This window comes from Limosilactobacillus reuteri, assembly GCF_002254085.1.
Taxonomy (GTDB): domain Bacteria; phylum Bacillota; class Bacilli; order Lactobacillales; family Lactobacillaceae; genus Limosilactobacillus; species Limosilactobacillus reuteri_K.
In genome coordinates this window covers 22,307-45,905 of record NZ_NGPY01000001.1, presented here as the reverse complement: position 1 = coordinate 45,905, position 23,599 = coordinate 22,307, and the positions used below count along the sequence as shown (strand labels likewise).

General features: G+C 39.1%; 22 protein-coding genes and 1 riboswitch. Of the genes, 1 reads left to right on the top strand and 21 read right to left on the bottom strand.

Going from position 1 to position 23,599, the window contains the following annotated elements; all coding sequences use genetic code 11:
- Positions 1 to 119 precede the first annotated feature (119 nt).
- From CBG10_RS00210 to dnaE, 17 genes are all read right to left on the bottom strand, one after another.
- On the bottom strand, positions 120 to 1,385 hold the full coding sequence (locus tag CBG10_RS00210; protein ID WP_094511274.1) for a tetratricopeptide repeat protein: 1,266 nt from the start codon (positions 1,383 to 1,385) through the stop codon (positions 120 to 122).
- A 135-nt stretch (positions 1,386 to 1,520) separates the two neighbouring features.
- Positions 1,521 to 1,796 carry an HU family DNA-binding protein gene (locus CBG10_RS00205; RefSeq protein ID WP_003666054.1) on the bottom strand — a complete coding sequence of 92 codons (276 nt, stop codon included), beginning with the start codon at positions 1,794 to 1,796 and terminating at the stop codon, positions 1,521 to 1,523.
- 209 nt (positions 1,797 to 2,005) lie between these two features.
- Complete coding sequence (der, locus tag CBG10_RS00200) at positions 2,006 to 3,319, bottom strand: ribosome biogenesis GTPase Der (RefSeq protein ID WP_003666051.1); 1,314 nt, start codon at positions 3,317 to 3,319, stop codon at positions 2,006 to 2,008.
- Between the two features lie 228 nt (positions 3,320 to 3,547).
- The gene (gene rpsA / locus CBG10_RS00195) at positions 3,548 to 4,798 is read right to left on the bottom strand and encodes a 30S ribosomal protein S1 (protein ID WP_003666049.1); all 1,251 of its coding nucleotides are present in this window, start codon (positions 4,796 to 4,798) and stop codon (positions 3,548 to 3,550) included.
- A 72-nt stretch (positions 4,799 to 4,870) separates the two neighbouring features.
- Positions 4,871 to 5,557 carry a (d)CMP kinase gene (gene cmk, locus CBG10_RS00190; RefSeq protein ID WP_094502264.1) on the bottom strand — a complete coding sequence of 229 codons (687 nt, stop codon included), beginning with the start codon at positions 5,555 to 5,557 and terminating at the stop codon, positions 4,871 to 4,873.
- Between the two features lie 73 nt (positions 5,558 to 5,630).
- Entirely contained in the window at positions 5,631 to 6,203 is a 573-nt protein-coding gene (locus CBG10_RS00185) for a peptidoglycan-binding protein LysM (protein WP_094502349.1), read from the bottom strand.
- An 84-nt stretch (positions 6,204 to 6,287) separates the two neighbouring features.
- On the bottom strand, positions 6,288 to 7,727 hold the full coding sequence (locus tag CBG10_RS00180) for a RecQ family ATP-dependent DNA helicase (RefSeq protein WP_094502265.1): 1,440 nt from the start codon (positions 7,725 to 7,727) through the stop codon (positions 6,288 to 6,290).
- Entirely contained in the window at positions 7,717 to 8,742 is a 1,026-nt protein-coding gene (locus CBG10_RS00175; protein WP_094511273.1) for a helix-turn-helix domain-containing protein, read from the bottom strand. The genes CBG10_RS00180 and CBG10_RS00175 overlap by 11 nt, the downstream gene beginning before the upstream one ends.
- A gap of 100 nt (positions 8,743 to 8,842) precedes the next feature.
- Positions 8,843 to 9,421 (bottom strand): ECF transporter S component, encoded by a 579-nt coding sequence (locus CBG10_RS00170; protein ID WP_094502267.1) that lies wholly within the window; start codon positions 9,419 to 9,421, stop codon positions 8,843 to 8,845.
- Between the two features lie 117 nt (positions 9,422 to 9,538).
- Positions 9,539 to 9,658: riboswitch (FMN riboswitch) on the bottom strand.
- A gap of 154 nt (positions 9,659 to 9,812) precedes the next feature.
- Positions 9,813 to 10,529, bottom strand: coding sequence for a pseudouridine synthase (locus CBG10_RS00165; RefSeq protein WP_003665881.1), 717 nt, complete (start codon positions 10,527 to 10,529; stop codon positions 9,813 to 9,815).
- A complete protein-coding gene (gene scpB / locus CBG10_RS00160) occupies positions 10,529 to 11,134 on the bottom strand; it encodes an SMC-Scp complex subunit ScpB (protein ID WP_019251623.1) in 606 nt (201 codons plus the stop codon). Before scpB ends, CBG10_RS00165 begins: the two co-directional genes overlap by 1 nt.
- Complete coding sequence (locus tag CBG10_RS00155) at positions 11,097 to 11,888, bottom strand: segregation and condensation protein A (protein WP_094511271.1); 792 nt, start codon at positions 11,886 to 11,888, stop codon at positions 11,097 to 11,099. Before CBG10_RS00155 ends, scpB begins: the two co-directional genes overlap by 38 nt.
- Complete coding sequence (locus CBG10_RS00150) at positions 11,881 to 12,237, bottom strand: hypothetical protein (RefSeq protein ID WP_019251625.1); 357 nt, start codon at positions 12,235 to 12,237, stop codon at positions 11,881 to 11,883. The genes CBG10_RS00155 and CBG10_RS00150 overlap by 8 nt, the downstream gene beginning before the upstream one ends.
- A 13-nt stretch (positions 12,238 to 12,250) precedes the next feature.
- The gene (locus CBG10_RS00145; RefSeq protein WP_094511270.1) at positions 12,251 to 13,144 is read right to left on the bottom strand and encodes a tyrosine-type recombinase/integrase; all 894 of its coding nucleotides are present in this window, start codon (positions 13,142 to 13,144) and stop codon (positions 12,251 to 12,253) included.
- Positions 13,144 to 14,025 (bottom strand): CvfB family protein, encoded by an 882-nt coding sequence (locus CBG10_RS00140; protein ID WP_094511269.1) that lies wholly within the window; start codon positions 14,023 to 14,025, stop codon positions 13,144 to 13,146. The genes CBG10_RS00145 and CBG10_RS00140 overlap by 1 nt, the downstream gene beginning before the upstream one ends.
- 141 nt (positions 14,026 to 14,166) lie before the next feature.
- Positions 14,167 to 15,588 carry a pyruvate kinase gene (gene pyk / locus CBG10_RS00135; protein ID WP_003665875.1) on the bottom strand — a complete coding sequence of 474 codons (1,422 nt, stop codon included), beginning with the start codon at positions 15,586 to 15,588 and terminating at the stop codon, positions 14,167 to 14,169.
- 185 nt (positions 15,589 to 15,773) lie between these two features.
- Positions 15,774 to 19,121: a DNA polymerase III subunit alpha gene (gene dnaE, locus CBG10_RS00130; protein ID WP_094511268.1), complete on the bottom strand. Its 3,348-nt coding sequence runs from the start codon at positions 19,119 to 19,121 to the stop codon at positions 15,774 to 15,776.
- 82 nt (positions 19,122 to 19,203) lie between these two features.
- Here dnaE and CBG10_RS00125 point away from each other — a divergent pair, with 82 nt between their 5' ends.
- Positions 19,204 to 19,446 carry a YjzD family protein gene (locus CBG10_RS00125; protein ID WP_003674260.1) on the top strand — a complete coding sequence of 81 codons (243 nt, stop codon included), beginning with the start codon at positions 19,204 to 19,206 and terminating at the stop codon, positions 19,444 to 19,446.
- Between the two features lie 41 nt (positions 19,447 to 19,487).
- On the opposite strand, the gene pepT is transcribed toward CBG10_RS00125, so the two are convergent.
- The 4 genes from pepT to CBG10_RS00105 form a co-directional block, all read right to left on the bottom strand.
- Complete coding sequence (gene pepT / locus CBG10_RS00120) at positions 19,488 to 20,738, bottom strand: peptidase T (protein WP_094511266.1); 1,251 nt, start codon at positions 20,736 to 20,738, stop codon at positions 19,488 to 19,490.
- 24 nt (positions 20,739 to 20,762) lie between these two features.
- Complete coding sequence (locus CBG10_RS00115; RefSeq protein WP_094511265.1) at positions 20,763 to 21,587, bottom strand: Nif3-like dinuclear metal center hexameric protein; 825 nt, start codon at positions 21,585 to 21,587, stop codon at positions 20,763 to 20,765.
- Complete coding sequence (locus CBG10_RS00110) at positions 21,574 to 22,281, bottom strand: tRNA (adenine(22)-N(1))-methyltransferase (protein WP_318529680.1); 708 nt, start codon at positions 22,279 to 22,281, stop codon at positions 21,574 to 21,576. Before CBG10_RS00110 ends, CBG10_RS00115 begins: the two co-directional genes overlap by 14 nt.
- Before the next feature lie 97 nt (positions 22,282 to 22,378).
- Positions 22,379 to 23,563 (bottom strand): aminotransferase class I/II-fold pyridoxal phosphate-dependent enzyme, encoded by a 1,185-nt coding sequence (locus CBG10_RS00105; protein WP_094511263.1) that lies wholly within the window; start codon positions 23,561 to 23,563, stop codon positions 22,379 to 22,381.
- Positions 23,564 to 23,599 lie beyond the last annotated feature (36 nt).

Genomic DNA, 23,599 nt, shown 5'->3' with positions numbered 1-23,599 from the left:
ATGTCCTCATTTTGATAATCAAAGTTGATTATAACAAATTAATTTACTACTAAAAAGAGACAGGAAACGTAAAGAACGGCTAAAATCGTTAACGTTTCCTATCTCATTTAAATTAAAAATTATTTATAATCTTCATATTGGTCATAGAGATCTTGCATTTCAGTGTCTGTTGGGACTAACCGAAGATAGTGTTCCAATTCATCCATTAGCTTATCAGTTTCACCAGTCTCGCGGTAGTAATTAATTAATTCTTTTAAGAATGTTGGATTTTCACTATACGCCGGTAAAGCAGCTTCATAATATTTTCCGGCTAATTCAAGTTGATCGGTTCGCTGATATGACCGCGCTAGATTCCAATATAATTGTGGATCAGTTTCATCTTCTTTTACCAACGGACTCAGAAGCTTAATATTTGCCTCATCATCATGTTGGTGAAGCAAGAAATTACTATATTGCAAAGTAATCGTCATATTCTCTGGAGCAAGTTCATGTGCCTTTACCAAGTATTTCTTCATTAACTTTTGATCGCCAAGATGACTGGTAATTTCAGCCGCTAGCGAATAAAGGTATTCATTGTATTGATCAACACTAAGCCCTTCTTGGACAACTCGTAATGCCTGCTGATACTTATTTTCCTTTTCATACGCCTTTGCTAGTTCAGGATAAGCAGACGCATATTGGTTATCATCGTTAATAAGATCCTCTAAAGTTTTTATTGCCTTTTCAGTATCTCCTAATTGAAGTTGGGTCAATCCCTTTTGGAAACGAATATCACTAGTCTGATATTCCGGTTTAACCTGATTGAAGTACCCTAAAGCCTTCTTAAACTGACCGCTCTGAGCGTAACAAATCCCTAGACGTCCCGCAATATCAACTTTCGCAAAGTCAGTATATCCATTTTTAATTAGTTGGAAGTAATATTGGATTGCTTCAGAATATTGGCCAACCATAAAGTAAAATTCACCGAGCGCAAATTCAACAGCTGGTTCATCGGAAGCCAACGCGTAAGCTTCTTTTAACTTTTCCTCCGTCACTTCAAATTCTTCTTCAGTCTGATATAAATCTGCGGCAACCAGTAATGATTGAACATAAGCTTGCGAGTCTGGTTTAATCTGGGCTAAGTATGATAAAGCTTCGTCATTATGTCCTTCATCAATTGCAATCGTTGCTAAATTAGTCTTTAATTCGTCTTCATCTGGATAACGATCTAATAATTTTAAGTAAATCGTTCGTGCCTGTTGAAGAAAGCCCAATGCATACAATTCCTCCGCAAGGCTAAATAACATATCATCATCATCATTAATTAGTGCGAGTTTAAATGAGTTTTGGGCTTCTTTTAATTTTCCTGCTTCTAATTGATCAAGCATTTGTTCTGAGTAGGTCATATTATGCCCTCCTTTTACTATCACTTTTAAATATATCACAATCGATGATTTTAAGCATTGAACAGGCCTTTAAAAAGAAAAGAGACTGGGAAGGGTAAATTCTTTCCTAGTCTCTTTTTAACATTTAACTGTTAATTACTTAACAGCGTCCTTTAAAGCTTTACCAGGCTTGAATGCTGGTACCTTGCTTGCAGGAATGTTGATTTCTTCTCCAGTTTGTGGGTTGCGGCCCTTACGTGCAGCACGTTGACGTACTTCGAAGTTACCGAAGCCGATCAATTGAACCTTTTCACCCTTAGCTAAAGATGCTTGAATTGAACTGAAAACAGCATCTACAGCTGCAGTAGCATCCTTCTTGGTTAAGCCAGTTGCAGTAGCAACATTGCTTACTAATTCTGCTTTGTTTGCCATGTTGTTTCACCTCCCACAAATAACGAGAGTGTTAAACTCACGTCTGTGAATGTTAATTTTGAGTGGTCCAAAATTAACGAAATAACTACGAGAAGTTCGTATCATTTCATTGTTAAGATTAGCATAGTGAAAGCCTGCTGACAAGCGGTTTTCTCAACTTCTAGCCGCATTTTTAATGTTTTTTCATTTTACAATGAATTCTTTAACTTTTACTGTCGTTGACGCTTGATTAAATGGATCGGTGTACCAGAAAAGTCAAAGGCCTTCCGAATTTGATTTTCCAAATAACGCTCATAGGAGAAGTGCATTAACTCTGGATCATTAACAAAGATAACAAATGTTGGTGGTTCGGTTGCAACCTGTGTCCCATAGTATACTCGCAAACGCCGACCATTTTGTGTTGGAGTCGGATTGGCAGCAATTGCATCCATTAAAACATCATTTAAGACAGCCGATTGGATCCGTTGACGGTGATGTTGATATACTTCTTCGATCAATCCCGGTAATTGATTTAACCGTTGCTTTGTCTTCGCCGAAACGAAAATAATTGGTGCATAACTGAGGTACTGGAATTCTTGCCGAATCAGATTAGTAAAATCTGTCATCGTTCGGTGGTCTTTTTCTTTTAATGTATCCCACTTATTAACGACGATAATAACCCCACATCCTGCTTCATGAGCATATCCAGCAATGTGCTTATCTAATTCACGAATACCTTCTTCTGCATTTAGGACAACAAGTACAACATCACTATCATCAATTGCCCGCATGGAACGCATCAATGAATAACGCTCAGTGTTCTCATAAATTTTTCCTTTTTTGCGAATTCCAGCAGTATCAACCATTGTGAATTTTTGTCCATCTGCTGTTTCAAATTGAGTATTAATGGCATCACGGGTAGTTCCGGCAACATTAGATACAATTACCCGGTTCTCACCTAAAATTGCGTTAACTAGTGATGATTTTCCGACATTAGGACGACCGATAAAGCTAAAGTGAATGGAGTCGTCTTCATCATTAGCGGCGTTATCAGGAAACTCTTTAATAACAGCATCCAAAAGGTCACCCATTCCGATCCCGTGAACACTTGAAACTGCATAAGGTTCACCTAAACCAAGGGAATAATAATCATAAATATCACTACGTCGTTCTGGATTATCAACTTTATTAACAGCTAGGACCACTGGTTTATTAGAGCGATATAAAATTCGTGCTACTTGCTCATCAGCATCAGTTACACCGTTTTCTACATCGGCAACGAAGATTATTACATCTGCTTCATCAATAGCAATTTCTGCTTGTTGACGGATCTGTGTTAATAATGGTTGATCTGATATTTCAATCCCACCAGTATCAATCATGCTAAAATGTTTTCCTAACCATTCAGCATGAGCATAAATACGATCTCGAGTAACACCAGGAGTATCTTCAACAATTGAAATCCGTTCTCCCGCAATACGATTGAATAATGTTGATTTTCCAACGTTCGGACGACCAACAACTGCTACGATTGGATTTGCCAATCTTTCCACCTTCTTTCATTTTATTTTAAATGATTAAAGAGGGAGTGGGAAAGAAGTCGCTTGCGACTTCGTCTTCCCACCCCTGCGAGGATGGCTAGGCGTTCCGGACGTTGATTTATCAACGTTCGGAATCCAGCCAGCTACCGCGCTACTGTATAAATACCTTTAAAAAGTAAAGAGACTGAGTTAATTCCCAGCCTCCCCTTAAAAGATAATTAATTTAAGAAACTAGTTCCGTAGGTCCTTAAGCTTGTCACCAATTAAGTCACCCATTGAGAAGCCACTTTCTTCTTCTGGAGCGTTGTTCATGAAGCTCCGGTTGTTATTGTTACGACGTGAACGACGACGACCACGGTAGTTTTCACCGTTGTTATTGTTGTTTTCGTCTTCCTTTGGACGTTCTTCAAGAGCCTTCATTGATAAGCCAAGACGTTGGTGTTCAGGATCAACATTGATTACCTTAACTTGTACTTCTTGACCTGGCTTAAGAACATCTGCAGGTGTAGCAATGTGCTTGTGTGAAATTTGTGAAATGTGAACTAAACCTTCAACACCAGGGAATACTTCAACGAAAGCACCAAAGCTAGTTAAGCGCTTAACAGTACCAGTTAATACGCTGTCTACTGGAGCCTTTTCTTCAATATCATCCCATGGTCCTGGTAAAGTTTGCTTAATGGATAATGAAATCCGTTCACGTTCAGGATCAACGCTTAATACCTTAACCTTAACATCTTGACCAGCTGTCAATACATCAGAAGGCTTGTCAACGTGATCATATGAAATTTCAGAAACGTGAACCAATCCATCCACGCCGCCAAGGTCAATAAATGCACCGAAGTTAGTCATCCGTGCAACTTTACCTTCAACAACATCGCCTGGTTGTAATTCAGCAAATACCTTTTCAGCAGCCTTTTCGTGTTGAGCTTGAATAATTTCCTTGTGTGAAAGAATCAAACGGTTTTCGCTTGGTTCGATTTCAACAATCTTAAATTCAAGTTCTTGACCCTTAAATTGATTAAGGTCTTCAACATAGTGATCAGTAATCATTGAAGCAGGGACGAAGCCACGAACTCCAGCATCAACGACTAATCCACCCTTAACAGCTTGAGTGACTTTGGCGGTAATGTGTTCACCTTCATCAAATTTCTTTTGAATGTCATCCCATACCTTACGGGCTTCAAGACGACGGTGAGAAAGAAGATAGCTACCATTTTCCTTATCGTTACCGATCTTAGAAATGACAACTAAGTCTAATTCGTCACCTACTTTTACAGCATCATTGATGTCTTCAACTGGCTTGGTTGATAATTCCTTAGCAGGGACGACACCTTCAACCCCTGCATCTTTAATACCAACGATAGCTTGACGATCGTCATCGATTGCCAAAACTTCACCCTTGACAACATCGCCCACCTTAACTTGTTCAATGCTATCAAGCGCTTCTAACATATCGTTTTTATTTTCGTTGTTTTCAGCCATTAAAAAAAATCCTCCTTGCAACAATCAACTCTAAAAGATATTTTACTAAAATTTGTTTCACATTTCCAGTATTTAGGCTAATTCATCTTGTGTTTTTTTAATTATTTTACTGATTTCACTCACAACTTCATCAATTGTCATATTTGTTGTATCCAATTTGATTGCATCAGGTGCTTGTGTAAGAGGTGAAACTTTTCGTGTTGAGTCTTTTTTATCCCTTAATTCAATTGCCTTTTGTAATTCTTCAAGCGACGTGGTATTAATTCCCTTTGCCTGATTTTCAACATATCGACGTCGCGCCCGTTCATAGGCACTCGCTACCATAAATATTTTTACTGGTGCTTGCGGTAAAACAGTCGTACCAATATCCCGTCCGTCCATCACGATTCCACCATTTTCAGCAATTTGTCGCTGTTGCTTCGTCATCTCTTCGCGAACGGCCGGAACTGCCGCCACAGCAGATACATTTGCGGCTACTTTCGGCAACCGGATATCATGAGTAACTTCTTTGCCATTTAAGAAAACTCGTTGTTCAGTTTCACCCGGTTCAAAATCTATTTTTATTTGCCGAGCAATTTCAGCAACCCTTTTATCATCTTTAGGATCAATGCCCTTATTTAACACTTCTAATGTAACTGCTCGGTACATTGCACCAGTATCACAATAGACATAATTAAACTTCTTTGCTACTAATTTGGCGACCGTACTCTTTCCTGCTGAGGCCGGACCATCAATTGCTACTTGCAATCCCTTATACATTATTAGTTATTCACTCCTCTATCTTCAATCCAATACACTACTTTATCAGAAAATTACTACTAATGCTCTATTTTTAACGATAACGGTTTGTATTTTCTGTATTATTATTGTAGCGATTATAGGTCTGGTTATTGTTATAACGTTGCTGATAACTACTATAACGATTAGGGGTAGTCCGGTTTTGATATCCATTACCGTAACGATAACTACTACTATATCGATAATAGCTACTACTGCTTTGCGGAGCACTATAACTTTGGCTGGTTTGCGTCGAACTTGATTCTTCAATACTTGAAGAAGAGGATTCGCTACTACTTACACTAGATTCTTTTTTTGAATGCTCACTAGAGGTACTCGAACTGTAAGATTCTTTTTTTTTACTATTTTCAGAACTAGCGGCTACTTGTTCGGTTCTCGCCGGATGATTAAAGGACTGTTTATTATTAATCCAATAAATAAGTGGTGTAGCGGCGAGAACGATAATTAACACGATTAAGATCGTAGTAATCATTGAATTATGCGATCGTTGCTTACGGTGTTCCGTTCGTGATAAATGGCCGTCACTATCAAGGTCTTCGTTATCTGTAAACTTTTTATCCCATAATTCATCATTAGCTCGTCGGCTCTCTTTCCGTTCCTCACTCAAAGTAATCATGCCTCCTTATTTTGAGAATTAACATTCTGATTGTATCGCAAACTTTTGATGATTGTCTAGCAACAACGCTAAACTTTAATTTTCGGTAATATTTAATAGGGCTTTTAAGCGGTTTTCCCATCCCATTTTGTTGTTTTTAGGAATCGGCTGACTAATCGGCAAAACAAGTTTAGTTGACCAATCTGAAAGCTCATTATCACAACAGAACTCATTTGAACCATCAAATTTCTCACCAAAGTATGTTAAAAGATATTCTCGTTTGCAACCGTCCACTTTGATATAAGCAACCATTTCTTGTAATTCTTTTTCTGTTTGAATTTTACGTCGCTCAAACATCGCAATTATTTGCTGAGGTGTAAAAGAATGTTCAAGATAAAATTCAAATAAAGATGCTTGCTCTCCCAAGATATTTGCTGACAACTTACCATTCTTAATCTGCTCTAGGATTGTAACGGGTGGAACATCAACGCTTGTTAATTGTCGTTGAATCATTTCATCGCCATTTGCATATAGAAGCACTGCCAAACTCTGCTTACCATCACGACCAGCCCGACCAATTTCCTGTAAATAATTTTCTAAATTACTCGGCAAATGATAATGAATGACGTAACGAATATCATTTTTATCAATCCCCATCCCAAAGGCACTTGTTGCACAAATTACCTGTAATTCATTATTCATAAATTGATTTTGAATCCGAAATCGTTCAATCGGTGCAACGCCAGCATGGTAAGCTGCTACATTTAAGTCAGTTTGATTTTCAAGCCATTCTGCCATCTGAGAAGCCAGCTTGCGACTTGCAAAGTAAATAATCCCAGGACCAGTAAATTTTTGAATCAGTTTCAGTAGTTCACCATCTTTTTCCTTTTGCGTAGCTACAGACTGACCAGCTAAAAAAATATTAGGACGGTCAACGGATTTAATTACCTGATAAGCGGTCGCCATCCCCATTTTTTTCAAAATATCCTGCCGAATACGGGGAGTAGCAGTTGCTGTCAACAGCAATGTTGTCGGCGATCCTAATTGTTGCCGTACTTCCTTTAGCAATAAATATTCAGGACGAAAATCAGGGCCCCACTGTGAGATACAATGAGCCTCGTCAATAACCATTAACGCAACCTTATTTTTCTTAAGTGCGGTTAAAACTTGATGGTTATCAAGCATTTCCGGAGAAGTAAATACAAATTTAAATGATTTCAAATTGCGGAGGACACTTGCACGTTCTTTTCCAACAAGCTGGCCACTTAACATAATAACTCGTTTTTCACCCTGCCGATGAAGACGGTCAACCTGATCCTGCATTAGTGAAATCAGCGGCGAAACAATGAGAATCGTTCCTGATAATAAATAAGCTGGCAATTGATACAAAAGCGATTTTCCGGCACCAGTAGGAAGAATCGATAAAGTATCTTTTCCTTCCAGTAAGGCATTAATTGTTTCTTCTTGGCCTGGACGAAAATCATCAAAGCCAAAATGACTTTGTAAAACATTTAGAATTTCTTGCTTATTTTTCATTTGTTATTCCTTGAAATATTTGATATAGGCGATATTCATAAAAACTAGCAATTTGCTCGTCAAATTTCCACGCTGTCGGTTCGCCCTTATAGAATTGACTAAGTTCATCACGCTTACTTCCTGGCAAAAGGATATCCCAATCTAGCTTATCAGGAATAAGGATTGCTGCTTCTAACAGATGTTCCTTAATCGTATTTTCTTTTAAACGCCGCTCTTGAGCAATCAATTTAATTGGTTTTCCTTGGATATACAAGTCAAATGTTACTTGGGCACTCCGGTTTAGTGGACTCTCATTGATCAATGGAAGAAGCAATTGTTGCAGTGGACCAGGGAAATTACGAGCATAAGCGCTAATTGCTAACATCTCATCATGACGTAAGTACTGGATATTATTGATTTTTATTTGTAATTCTTGGGCTGCTTGATTAATTGTCCATCCTGATCGCTGATAACCAATCATGACATTAAAAAGGTCAGTTGTCATTCGTGGGTCCTCACTTTCTAACGCGCTACCAAACCGATGGAGGTCATTGTAGAGACTTTTAACCAGATCGTGATGATAATTTTGTCGAAACCACTGCTTCACAGCAATCATTTCACCATATGGAATTGCCAATGGAACATATTTTCTTTGATGATAAGAGAATTCTGATACAACTTGAATAGCCAAAAAAAGCCGTTGAATTACTCGTTGGGTATTAGCTAACCAGTACCAGTCATAAAAAGATGGGATGTAAAAACTCTCTTCTTCGTTTTTTAAGACTTTCGCGCCTTCTTCTGTAAGACTTGCTTGGGATTGATCATCAATCACTAATAATTTATCATCAACAAGTTGATTAATAAGCTGATCATATTCTTGACGATTCAATGCTCGATCCGCCCCTAACCACTCTAAGATTCCATATTGTCGAGCCCAAAAGAGGGTTGCGACTGTCCGTCGGCTTCGAAGAGTGTTTTCGATTACACGAATTCGCCGTGGCTGGTGATAACTAAAAAAGCGCAATAATTTATTCACCGATTTCACCTCCCTATATATTTATATACGTAATTTATTTAAAAATTCTACCACAAAAAATAAAAGGCCAAGAAAAATCTCAGCCTCTTAATTTATCTTTTTAGATCATTCTATGCTGATCTAGCCATGAACGTAACCGACCCGCGATAATTATATATACAATTGTAACAACCAAACCCTTAATAATGTTAAAAGGCAACACACCAATTGCCACTAGCTGGGATACTGGTAATGTCGACTTCCAGTTCCAAACCGCCATATATAAAGGCGTAAGGATCCACAGGTTCAACAGGGACATTAAGACAGTCAATGTTACCGTTCCCAAAATAATTCCAGTAATCGCTTGTCTTTTCTTACTCCAGTTATGATGACGCCATACCCAGCAGAACGGAAGCAGAAGAGCGAGGGATGAAATGAAATCACTAGTAACTCCAATTAATTCAGCTGGAGAAAAGCCGTGGATCATTCCATGAATTAAGCATTTAATTGCTGCGATAACAATTCCGCCAAATGGCCCATAGATATAACCCCCTAGCAAAACAGGGACATCAGAAAAGTCCAGTTTAAGGTAGGGCGCCATCGGCAAAACCGGAAACTCAAAAAACATTAAAATAAATGCTAGCGCACCCAAACATGCTATACCTACCAATCGTTGAATACGTTGATGCGTTACTGTCATTAATAACAACCTCCATTTGAGATTGTCTCCATTTGGCATCCTGTATTAAAAAAGCGTTGCTGACTTACCATTTGTTTGTCAGCAACGCAAATAAACTATTTAAAGATTATTTAATACAGAAATCTTCTTTATACCAGACTATACTGTCGGCTCTGGAATTACACCAGATCAACCATTAACAATGGGTTGCGGGCTGTCACCGCCGGTCGGGAATTTCACCGCGCCTTGAAGACAAACGTTTTATATTTTTACAAGTCTTATTTTAATAGTCTTTTACTGTCATGTCAACGTTTATAGCTTGGCTCTTTTTCCGTGTTATTCCGTGTTCTTTTGTAAAATTGGATACTTCTTGTCCCCTCAGTGCCTCTCGGGTTATTTTACAAATTCAATTTTACTTTTTCTTTAATATTTGCACTTCTTCAGGCTTTAATGCACGAAATTCCCCTGGTTGAAGGCCATATAAATTTAATGGTCCATATGTTTCACGATGAAGTTTAGTCACTGGATGTCCCACTGCTTTAAACATATTCTTAACTTGGTGGTTTCGTCCCTCATGAATTGTTAATTGAACAAGACTTGTCTTCTTGGCACGGTCAACATTCAAGAGTTTCGATTTAGCCGGCTTTGTCTTTCGACCATCAATAACTACCCCTAAACGCAATTGTTTCAATTCATCATTTTTGACGATTCCTTCAACCTTAGCAACATAAGTTTTTTCAACTTCATATTTAGGATGCATCAGTTTATTTGCCAAAGCACCATCATTTGTTAGGAGAAGAATCCCGGTTGTGTCATAGTCTAATCGACCAACTGGATAAATGCGTTCATCAATATCAGCATCATGAATAATATCAACGACTGTTCGCCGCCCCTTATCATCATGAGCACTTGAGATAACACCCCGCGGTTTATTTAGCAAGTAGTAAACGTGTTGTTCATGATGGATTGGAACCCCATTTACTACAATCTCATCATGAACGCCAACTTTAGTGCCAAGTTCAGTCACAATCTTGCCATTAACTGCAACTTTCCCTTGAAGGATAAGTTTTTCTGACGCCCGACGAGAAGCTACTCCTGCTTCTGCCATCGCCTTTTGTAATCGTTCCATTAATTATCGTCCTTTCGTTCTTCTCGCGCTTGCAATGCTTCGAGGAAAATATCTCCATTAATATTGCTCATTTCTAATTCATCTTGATCAGGTAACGGTGGAAGTTCATCTAAATCGCTTAACCCAAAATAATTTAAAAAAGCCGGGGTTGTTGAATATAAAAATGGACGGCCAGGTGCATCCAAGCGTCCATGAGTGTCAACTAACCCACGAACCATTAATTTTTGTAATGATCCTGAACTTTGCACTCCCCGAATATCGTCAATTTCTAGTCGCGTAATTGGTTGTCGATAAGCAACAATGGCCAATACTTCTAATAATGCTTTAGTTAATGGCACCGTTAATGGAACTTCAAAGTAATGTTTAATGACCTCTGCTAACTGGGGCTTGGTTGCTAAACGATAGGTCTGATCACTTTCAAGTAAGATAAAAGCAGACGTGCGATCATCTTCATACTTCTTTTTTAGCTCTTGTAATATTGCTAGAACAGCCGGTTTCATAAAACCAGAAATTTTTGCTAAATCGCCTAGGGTAATTCCTTCATCCCCACTAATAAAAAGTAACCCTTCAATCTGCGCTTGGTTGGTTAGTTTCGTATTCGTCACTCTTAGGTCCCTCCGCTAAAATTATTGGTTCAAACAAGCCACCTTGGTTAATAGTAATTGCTTGATGTTTTGCCAGTTCAAGAATTGCTAAAAAAGTTGTAACTAAGCCATCGCGAGTATGTAAATCTTCAAACAAGTCTTCAAACCTAACCGGTCCATCATGAATAATTTCAATCACGTGCTTCATTTGTTGGCCAACGCTTACTTTTTCAGCTGCAACGGTTTCAACCAATGGAGTAGCTAATTGGTGGCGGCGAAGAACTGCTGCAAAGGCTTCTTGCAAATCCGTTAACTCGATGCCTAGCTCCACATGAGATTTCACCATTTCACGCGGAACTTGCATTGCTGGCCGCGTATACTCCTGTTGTCGTAGATTTTCTTTATCTTTTAACCGGTCTGCCGCTTTTTTATAACGCTGGTATTCCAAAAGCTGTTCCACTAATTCTTGTCGGGGATCAATCTCTTCTACTTCTAACTCATCATCCAATACTGGCGGCGAAGGTAATAGCATTTGGCTTTTAATGTCCATCAGAGTGGCAGCCATCACAAAATATTCACCCGCCACTTCTAACTGGTGACTTTGCATCTGGTGAAGGTAATCTAGGTATTGGCTAGTTATTTGTGAAATCTGAATATCATAAATGTCCATTTCAGATTGCTTTATTAAATGAAGTAATAAATCTAGTGGCCCTTCAAAGTCATGAACCTTTATAACTGGCTGAAATGGATTTTGTGGTTGCGCTTGCTTATTCATTATTTCTCTCCCACATGCTAATTATTGGTTGGGTTGCTAAGGTTCCCATAAGGCGTTTATGGGGATATTGGTCGTGAACGCCATCTAATAAAGAAAAAATATTATGTCCAGATCGTTCGCTTGGCGTAAATGATAAGCGGCGAACCAGTACGTAACAATCTCCTGTTTCTAGAATCACAATTCCAATAAAGTGGCTATCATCCATGTCTTTCCACAAAAAGATTGGCCAATCATTAGCAAGTGCCCAGTCCATCTCCTCCATAAAGCGATTATCTTTTCGAAGGTTTTTTACTAAGGACAATAAACCTAGGGCGATTTTTTGGTAATCTTTTCGATAACGAACTAACATCGTATTTTCCTTTCTATGCACGCGGATGATATTTCATATAGTTAGCAGATAACTGTTGCGGCGAAACCTGTAAATATGGTTGGAGAGCCTTCATCGCGTTATAACCAAGGATTTCTTGGATTAATTGGACGTCGGCGCCATTTTCTATTAAATGAACAGCAAAAGAATAGCGCATGGTTTGAGGAGTAACTTCTTTTTTGATTTTAGCCTCACTAACCCATTCCTTCATTTTTTTCCAAATTCCTTGCCGCGTCAAAGGATAACCATGGGCATTTAAGAATACCCGCGTTTCGTGCTCATCTCTGAGTAAACGTGGCCGACCGCGGTCTAGGTAGTCGGTAAGCCACTTAACTGCTGGTTGACTTAAGGGAATCATTCGTTCACGTTCATTCTTTCCCGTTAGTTGTAGAAGCTTAACGTCGAGATGAAGTGCTGTCAGATCCAAAGCAATTACTTCACTAACCCTCATTCCCGTTGCATCCATAATCTCTAACAACGCTCGATCACGAAGACCAATTGGGGTTGAAACATCCGGAACTACCAGCAATTGTTCAATTTCTTTTTCAGTTAAAATTACCGGTGCAGGTGGTTGGTTAAAGGTATACTGGTGATCAATCATTTCCATTGGATTAATGGTTAGGTTATGGTGACGGATCATGTATTTATAAAATTGCCGTAAACTTGAAATCACACGGTTAATTGTTGAATTAGCTTTCCCCTGCTGACGAAGACTATTAAGAAGGTCAATTAGCAAATAGTGGTCCACCTGTTGCCAATCGACAATCCCTCGATCTTCTAAATAAGTCACCGTTTGTTCTAAGTCGCGTTGATAACTCATCAAGGTATTATCGCTTAATTGTCGTTCATCTTTTAAAAAAGCTAAAAACGCAGCCACTTCGTTATTCATTAATCTTGATTCTCTTTTACTAGGATTAATTGGCCATTTTCTTGTTTTACTAATTTTTCTTTAAGTAAATGTCCAATAGCACGTTTAAACTGCCCCTTGCTTATGCCAAAGACATCGCGAATGATCGATGGGTCCGTCTTATCAGTGTATGGCAAGCGGTGATTTATATCATGTTCTAACATTGTCAAAATCATTTGTGCATCTTCACCAATAGCTTGGTAGGCACGAGGCTTAAGGGAGAGATTGAGACTACCATGTGACGAAATTCCAATAACCCGCGCTTTAACCCGTTGACCTAATCGTGGTTCTTGGTCTCGTTCACTTGGATGGATGAATCCTAAACGATAATCATCAGTAATAACAAACGTTCCACTCATCTTAAGACGGTAAACTGTGGCATAAGTATCATGGTTGAGCAGGCGTTTATCTGGAGCTGCTGAAATAGTTTGATAGATTTGATCATCTGCTAATTTACCCCATAGACGGTCCTTATCATCAACCTGAAGGGCCATCAATAAACGATCACCTGGTTGTGGCCATAAGTGTTTCAAACTTGGCAAGTCATCTAAAGAGACAACAATATCCTTATTGGGGAGACCAATATCAACAAAAACTCCTAGATCACGACGAACATTAACTACTGTACCATAATCGTAATGGTCAACCTGAATCGTCGGAATGTGCTTACAGGTCATCTGTAGTTGGTGGTCCTCATTTTCATAAACAAAGCCGCGTACCTGTCCACCAATGTGTAATTCTTGAGGACTTTCGCTTTTCGGTAATCGATACGTTTGCCCATTACGATCTGGTTGAACAAAATAATCGGTATCATTTTCATCAATCATTACCGCTGTAACAACTTTTCCTAATGCTGAATTCATTTTTATCACTTATCCTTTTTTATTCTATATCGATTTTACACGGTAAAAGCTTATTTTGCTAGTAAGATCAATGATTATCATTGGTATAAAAAAAGACCGGTTACCAATGACCGATCTTTTCGCAGACAATATTATAAAATATTAGTCGATAGTCTTAACACGCATCATGTTAGTTGCACCTGGTACACCTAAAGGAACACCAGCAACGATGATGATCTTGTCGCCTTTCTTAGCAAAGCCAAGTTCAACAGCCTTCTTAGCAGCTAAGTCGAACATTGTATCAGTGTTTTTCATTTCATCAACAACGTATGGTTGAACACCCCAGTTGATCATAAGTCCACGTTCTACACGTTCGTTTGGAGTTAATGCAACAATATCAGCATTAGGACGGTACTTAGAAATCATCTTAGCAGTGTAGCCTGAAGCAGTGTAAGCAACAATTGTGTGGATGTCTAAGTCTTTAGCTGCGTTAGCAACAGCAGAACCGATAGTTTCAGTTACGTCAGACTTATCCCAATCGAACTTTTCAGTACCGAATTCCCAAAGGTGGTTTTCAGCCTTGATATCAATGTCGTTCATCATTGCAACAGATTCAACTGGGTAGTCACCGTTAGCACTTTCACCAGAAAGCATAGTAGCATCAGTACCATCAAATACGGCGTTAGCAACGTCTGATACTTCGGCACGGGTTGGACGTGGGTTTTCTTGCATTGAGTCAAGCATTTGGGTAGCAGTAATAACTGGCTTACCTAATTCGTTACAACGCTTAATCATGTGCTTTTGAACAATTGGCACATTTTGGGCAGGAATTTCAACACCCATGTCACCACGAGGTACCATTAAACCGTCAGAAACAGCAATGATTTCTTCAAAGTTGTCGATACCTTCTTGAGATTCAATCTTAGGGAAAATTTGAACATCTTCCATGTTCTTTTCCTTAAGTAATTCACGAATGTCAAGAACATCTTGAGCCTTACGAACGAAGGATGCAGCAATGTAGTTGATCTTGTTTTCCAAACCAAAACGAATATCGCTACTGTCCTTTTCAGTAATACCTGGTAAGTTGATTGATACACCAGGGGCGTTAACACCCTTCCGAGAACCAAGAACACCATGGTTTAAGACGTGACATACAAGTTCCTTGTTTGCATCGTCTTTTTCATCAATAACCATGTCAATTAAACCATCATCAAAAAGAACATGGCCACCAACATGAGTATCATCGTATAAGCCTGGGTAGGTAACAGCAATCTTGTCATGAGTACCTTCAATTGAAGGATCCATTGAAATGCGAACCTTGTCGCCAATTTCAAAGTTGATCTTACCTTCTTTTTGAACAGTAGTCCGAATTTCGGCACCCTTAGTATCAAGCATAAGACCAACGTGCTTGCCAGTAATTTCTTCAGCCTTGTGTACGTTTTCGATCCGACCCAAGTGTTCTGGGTGGTCACCGTGTGAGAAGTTGAAACGGAAAATGTTAGCTCCCGCATTAATCAACTTAACGATCGTATCAACATCAGTACTTGCAGGACCAAGTGTACTTACAATCTTGGTTTTCTTCATAAATGAATCTCTCCTTTTGCATCTATAGCATCAATCACGATCTGTAATTGTATGCCTCATTTGCACACTGTTATGATAGCACTTTTCAAATAACGTGTCTTTATTTTTTATGCAAAAGGTTTTAAAAAAGCGCTATCATTCTAAAATTAGTTATTTTTTCTAACTGTTATTTAATTTTAGAGCTTTCAGTGATTACTATTAAGTTGTTGTAAGACAACGTTTTCTTGGCCAAGAACGGCAGCAAGCGCCTTTTTTGCTTTCTGAGAATTTTTTAACCATCGTTTTTGGTCAAGCAAGATCTTCTTATCGTTTGCTGGATAAAACAACAAGACAGGAATTGAACCATGGTATTCATTAAAAATATTATTTAACTCTCGATGCACCATCTCAGTGTCCAATGACGGTAAGATTCGTAAAACCCATCGTTGACTAGGACGCTCCTGTTGAACTTTTTTAACATCCTGCAATTGATTAGCAACTAATTGTAGGCCTCTTCCCTCCCGATATTCTACTCGGCCTCTGACAATTAAGATCTTATTTGTTTCTAGTTGCTCTTTGAACTGTTGATATTGTTTAGGAAAGACAGTAATATCAACTGCTCCGGTCTCATCTGTTCCATTAACAAAGGCCATTTCCCGATGTTCACGTTTAGTATAAATAGTCTTAACGTAATTTGTAAGAACAATTATTGTCGCTTCTGAATTCGGGTATAAATCAGCAATTTTAGTTGCATGGAGCTGCTGTCCTAATTGGTAATATTGAGTAACCGGGTGGCCAGAAAGATATACTCCTAAGTATTCATTCTCCTTCGTTAAACGGGTCAACAGAGGGAATTCGTTTCGTTGGTCGATTGCCGTTTGGAGCGTAGGATCGTCAAAATTAGCAAAACCGGCAAACAACTCAATCCCGGAAATTAATTTAGGAAGGGCGTCAATCATCTCGGCCCGGTTGTATCCCATATTATCAAAGGCCCCACTATAAATTAATGGTTCGATTAATTCTTGCTTTTGCCAACGTTCTGGAATGCGGGTAATAAAATTGCGAAGATCTGTAAACTTGCCATTTTCCTGTCGTTCTTCAAGAATTGCGGCGACAAAATCACGACGTACTCCTTTAATAGCAGAAAACCCAAAGTAAACTATCCCATCATGTAATAGAAAGCTACTTTCACTTATATTAATTCGCGGCCCGCTAACCTTGACGCCAAATTGCTTTGCATCCCCCACGTGACGTTTCAATTTCTCAATATTAGTTTCTGCATTCATTAGGGCAGTAAAAAAAGCTGCAGGATAATGAACTTTCAAATATGCCATCTCAAACGCCATCATAGAATAAGCAACCGCATGCGATCGATTGAAACCATAGTTAGCAAAGCGATCAATATATTCAAATACCTGGTGAGCAACTTGTGCTGAATAGCCGTGTTCTGTTGCGCCAGCAATAAATTTTGTCCGCATATCCTCCATTGTGGCCTTTTTCTTCTTACTCATTGCTCGGCGTAAAAGATCCGCCTCTCCTAAGGTAAAACCAGCCATTACCGAGGCCAGTTGCATTACCTGCTCTTGATAGACCAAGATACCGTAAGTTGGTCCCAGAATCTTTTCAAGTGAAGGAGCAGGATAAGCAATTTTCTCTTTTCCAGCTTTGCGGGCGGTAAAATGGGGAATATTTTCCATTGGGCCCGGACGGTAAAGTGCATTCACTGCCACAATATCTTCAAAATTCGTTGGATGAAGGTTAACCAAGACATTTCTAATCCCACTTGATTCAAACTGAAAAATCCCTTCAGTTTTACCCCGCTGGAATAGTTGGAGAGTCAACGGATCATTAAAGTTAATTCTTTGTAAATCAAAATTAGGGTCTTCTTGCCGAATCATTTGAAGGGTATTATCCATGATTGAAAGGTTTTTCAATCCCAAGAAATCCATTTTTAATAACCCCAGGGCTTCTACTGTGTCTTTGGCAAACTGCGTCATTAACAAGCCATCACTACCGTCCTGCAACGGTACAACTTCATGTAGTGGCTGCTCAGAAAGAACAATTCCTGCCGCGTGAATTGAATAATGCCGCGGCAATCCCTCTAATTGCTGTGCGACTTGAATCAGCAAACGAAACTTTGGATTATCGTCAAGAAGATTTTTTAATTGTTGTGACTCATTTAATGCATCTTTGAGTGTCACGTGAAGGCCATGCGGCAAAGCATCGATTAACCTTTGCATATCGTAACGAGGCAAGTTAAAGACTCGACTCACATCGCGAACGACCTGTTTAGCAGCCAACGTCCCAAAAGTAATAATTTGGGCTACTCGTTGGTGACCATATTTTTGATGTACATATTGCAAAACTTCATCACGTCGATTATCAGGAATATCTAAGTCAATATCTGGCATTTGAGCTCGTTCAGGGTTCAGAAAACGTTCAAATAGTAAGTCGTATTGTAAGGGATCGACTTCTGTAATTGCTAAAGCATAGGCAACTAATGATCCTGCAGCTGATCCCCGTCCAGGGTCGGTCGTAATCTTTTGCTGGTGAGCAAAATTCATTACATCCCATACAATTAAGAAATAATCATCAAAGCCCATTTCATGGATTACTTTTAATTCCATTGCTAAACGTTCTTGGTACTGTTGAATAGTTTTTCCTGGTGCAACTCGCCTTTTTTTCAATCCTTGAATACATAGAGAACGTAAATATTGTTGCGTTGATATCCCTGCTTGATTTTTAAAATGAGGAAGGACCGGAGCCCTAAATTGAAGCTCAACGTTGCACAGTGTTGCCACTTCAACTGTCTTTTGCGCGGCTGCACTAAGCCCCTTTGCCTTGTAATCTTGGACAACCTGTTCTTTCGAATGGAGATAATGTTGTCCTCTTCGCCCTGCTTCTATTGTCGGATCTTTTAACTCAACGCCGGCATCAATTGCTTGTAAAACACGACTAGCAAAAAGATCATTAGCGTTTAAATAATCAACAGGGGACGTTCCTACTAATGGTAAAGATAATTGTTTTGATAATTGCTGTAAGGTATCTATTTGAACGTCATCTAACCGCGAATTGACCCCTAACAGGACGCTATCATCATTCCCCAGATTAGCAAGCTCAGTTAAAATTGATGTTGGCTGAGCAAGCACACTAAAGACCGTACTTTGAGGAGGAATAATTATAAATAAATCATCCAATAAAGGACTAATTTGCGCAACCGTTAAAGGTACTTTTTTATCTTTTCGTGTTTGCTGAAGCGTCGATAAGTCCATCAGATGCTGGTACCCTCGTTGATTCTTAGCTAGGAATACCAAATCTAGCTTGGTACCATCCGTCTCATTTAATGCAACTACCAGCCGTAAGCCGAAAATTGGTTTAATCCCTGCTTTTTTGGCTGCATTATAAAATTCGACAGCCCCATATAAAACATTTTCGTCTGTTAACGCTAATGCCTTATACCCTCGTTCCTTAGCTGTTGTAACTAAGTCAGAAATCCGGGTGGGACTTTTTAGCAAACTGTAACTACTCTTAACATCTAAGGGCGTAAAATCCACTTCATTTCACCTCTCAATAAAATTATATCAAATCAGACTAAATAGAGAAATTAACCCAGCCCTTTCAAAAATATTAATAAATATGCTAGAATATGGTATGACTTCAAAGGGGATGACCAACATGAACTTTTTATCAAAGAATATTGTGGCTGGTATTTGGGCACTTATTCTGGGTGAGGTCCTAGCTTACATCACAAGTCAACTAGAATCGATGACACCAGACTATACCCTTGTCGGCTGGTGTTCTGTAATTATGGGATTAATTGTTATCAATTGTGTGGATAAAATTACCGCAGATGCAAATCCTAGTAAAAAAGAAGATTAATTAAAAAGGATTGAGTCCAAAATGGCTCGATCCTTTTTAATTTATTTATCTTCTTCCGCAGTCAACCGCACAATCTCAAGCAGGGTGTCCAATGCGCGTTCCATCGTTTGCAGTGATACATATTCGTATCGGGAATGCATATTCTCTCCACCAGCAAAAAGATTAGGCGTTGGTAAGCCCTTGTAAGAAATTGTTGAACCATCCGTTCCACCACGAACTGGATAGATATCAGGTTTAATGTCCAGATTTTCCATAGCTTTCTTCGCAATTTCAACAACTTCCATGTGGTCTTTAAGCGCATCTTTTAAGTTGTAATATTGGTCATAAAGATTCATCGTTACGAGGTCTGCACCAAGTTCATCATTTAGGCCAGCAACAACCCGTTCAAGTAAATGCTTCCGTTCAATAAACGTTTGCTTATCATGATCACGAATTAAATAAGTCATTGAAGCATGATCAACAGTTCCATCAAATTTGTATAAGTGATAGAATCCTTGCCGTCCATCTGTTCGTTCAGCGCGATCATGTGCTGGTAAACTATTTTGCAAGTCAATTGCAACCTGAATAGCATTGATCATTGTTCCCTTAGCAACTCCAGTGTGAACATCTTTTCCTTGAATCTCAATTTCAGCCTGAGCTGCATTAAATGTTTCATATTCCAATTCACCAAGTGGGCCACCATCAACTGTATAGGCAAAGTCAGCCCCAAAGTCTTTAACATCAAAATGATCAGCTCCTGTACCGATTTCCTCATCAGGTCCTAAGCCAATCTTAATTGTTCCGTGCTTGATTTCAGGATGAGCCATCAGGTAAGCAGCCATTGTAATAATCTCCGCTACTCCTGACTTATCATCAGCCCCAAGCAAAGTAGACCCGTCAGTAGTAATTAAAGTATTGCCCTGATATTTTTTCAATGATGGAAATTCAGTAGTAGTTAAAACATATTGGCCATCTTTATCAAGCTTAATATCTGACTTGCCATCGTAATCTTCAACAATCTGTGGATTAACATTATGAGCATTAAAATCTGCAGTGTCGATATGGGCAATGAAACCAACCGTTGGCACATCCTTGTCAATATTACTTGGAATTGTGGCGACCAAATATGAACTTTGTGGATTAATATGAACATCACTCAATCCTAAAGATATCAATTCAGCTTTTAATTCATTTAAAAATGCAGTTTCTTTAGGATCAGAAGGAATTGTTTTCGAATCCGGATTTGACCTTGTTTCAGTTTTAACATACTTCAAAAAACGTGGTAATAACCCCTCATACTTTTCCTCACTCATGATTAGCATCTCCTTATCTAAAACCTATTTAGTAATAAAAATAAACGGCTCTGTATTAACTCTACTCTCTAGCACCTCAAACTGCCAATTATTTTCATTCTTCCACTGGGTGATTAAGTTAGCAAGCTGGTGGGCAGCTACCACTTCAATATGATGTCCAGGATCAATAACAACAAGGTGATTAGCAATCATATCGTGCGCAAAGTGGTAACTTACATCCCCAGTGACATAAGCATCTGCTCCAGCTTCAAGAGCTTGTTGATAAAAGTCTTGACCGGCACCACCAAGTACTGCAACACGTTTAATCTCTCTTTCTTGGTCAAGCGGGTTGACAATTAACCGTAATCCGCGGATGCCAAAAACATCCATACAATATTTTGCAAATTTTTGCGGTGTTAATGGTTCAGCCAGCTCACCAACACGCCCCATTCCAACCGGTTCACCGCTTATTGGATCATTTCCTGCGGGCACTAAAGGCACAGTTTTAGTTAGGTGAAGTTGATCTGCTAACCAGTCATTCATTCCGCCATTAGCAGTATCCAAATTAGTATGAGCTGCATAAACAGTAATATTATTCGCCAAAAGTTTAGCGTACATTGCATTTTGCGGATCCCGCGTATCTAGATCTTTTGCTGGATGAAACATAATGGGATGATGAGCAAAAATAAAGTCAACATTTTGCTCAATTGCTTCATCAACCACTTCTGGGCGAACATCAAGAGTTGTCATTAGGCGAGTGATTGGGAGATCTGGATTGCCAATTTGCAGACCAACATGGTCCCATTTTTCTGCTAGTTGCGGATTAGCAAATTTTTCAAAACGCGCAATTAATTGGTTACCGGTTGTCATCGGCGATCGCTTCCTTTACTTGTGATAAAAACTGGTTTATCTCATTAATCTTTTTTACTGGTGGCTGTTGAGCCTTTTGCATTTGATCAATAACGTGGGCTTCACGTTGAAGATATTCTTGCCATTTTTTCTTAAAAACAGGCCCTTTGTTTTCCAATAAAAATGGCCCAAAATCAAGTTCATACTTACTGTATCTAAACGGGACAACTGATGGCTCCGCAACGATAATCTCATAAATATGATTGTCTTCTTCAATTATTTTTTCGGTCATTATTTGGTAATGATTATTCATTAACCATTCACGCAATTGACTTTCCCCTACATTCGGTTGAAGGACAAGTCGCTTAATTTCCGTTAACTTATTCTTGCCCTTCTCTAAAATAGAAGCAATCAAACTCCCGCCCATTCCGGCAATCGTAATTGTATCAACTTTATCTGCTGGTTCAATCGCTGCTAAGCCGTCTGCCAACCGTGGGATAACCTGGCCTTCTAATTGGTGGTCTTTTATTTCATGAACAGCATTTTCATAAGGACCCTTTACTACTTCTCCAGCAATTGCAAAATTAATTTTACCATCTAACACTAATGCGGCTGGTAAATATGCATGGTCAGAACCAATATCAGCCACCCGCGCACCTGCTGGAACAAGGGAAGCAACACATGCTAGACGTGCTGATAAGTGCTTTTCATCCACAAAAATCATTCCTTTATCTATTTAATAAATTAATTATAACAAAAAGAGGAAGTAAGGTAGCACCCACTTAGGAGTCCTATTCCTACTTCCTTCTAATTTACGCAAGATGGTCTAAAAATTCACCAATTCGTTTAATAGCTTCTGTTAGGTTTTTATCAGAGGAAGCATACGACAAACGAACATAGCCGTCGCCACCCTTACCAAATGCGCTACCTGGTGTTACTCCAACCTTTGCTTCTTTAGCAAGCTGCTTTGCAAAGGCAACATCGTCAGTTCCAAATTGGGCTGGAATCTTAGCAAACAGGTAAAAGGCCCCTTCAGGAGTTAACATTTCAAAACCTAATTTCTTAAGACCGGCAACGAGTAAATCACGGCGATGCTGGTAAATCTTTCGAAATTCTAATGGATCATCCAAACCATTTGTCAGTGCTTCAGCTGCGGCAACTTGAACGTTATTAGTTACTGTTGTGACTAAGAAAGCATGCATCTTTGAAATATTAGCCATGATCTCAGCTGGAGCAGCAACATATCCTAAACGGTAACCAGTCATTGCGTGAGATTTTGAAAGTCCAGAGATGAAAATCGTCCGCTCTGGAATCATGGTAGCAATTGAATAGTGCTCTACCCCATAGACAAGTTCGCTATAGATTTCATCAGCAATCGCATATAAATGATGCTTCTTAATTACTTCCGCTAATCCTGCTAGAACTTCTTGAGGATATTCACGACCAGTTGGGTTGCTTGGGTAGTTAAGAATAACGGCTTTGACGCCTTTCCCCTCTTCTTCAAGGACTTCTTCAAGTTTTTCTGGAGTCAAAACAAAATTATCTGCTGAAGTATCAACCTGAACAACCGTTGCTCCTGTCATTTTAATCAATGGGAAATATAGGGAGAAAATCGGGGTAGGAACCACAACTTTATCTCCAGTATTAAGAATTGCAAATAAGGTTGCATCGAGGGCTTCGGTTGCTCCCACAGTCGCAATTATTTCTGTTTGTGGGTCATAGTGCACATCACGAGTATTCTGAATATAATCACTGATTGCTTCAAGTAATTCCGGCTTTCCCATTTGTGGAGCATAGTGAGAATCATCTTCCTCAATACTTCTAATGGCTGCTTGCTTAACGTGTTCAGGAGTTGCCATGTCTGGTTCTCCTAATGTTAATTTAATAATTCCCGGAATCTTTGAAACTTCTTTGTTGAATTCCCGGATACCTGATGGCTGTAACGCATCTAACTTATGACTAACAGTTCCATATAAATCAGCAGATAGTTCTGGCATTGTTCGATCTCTCCTTAATTTTCATTTATAATAGAT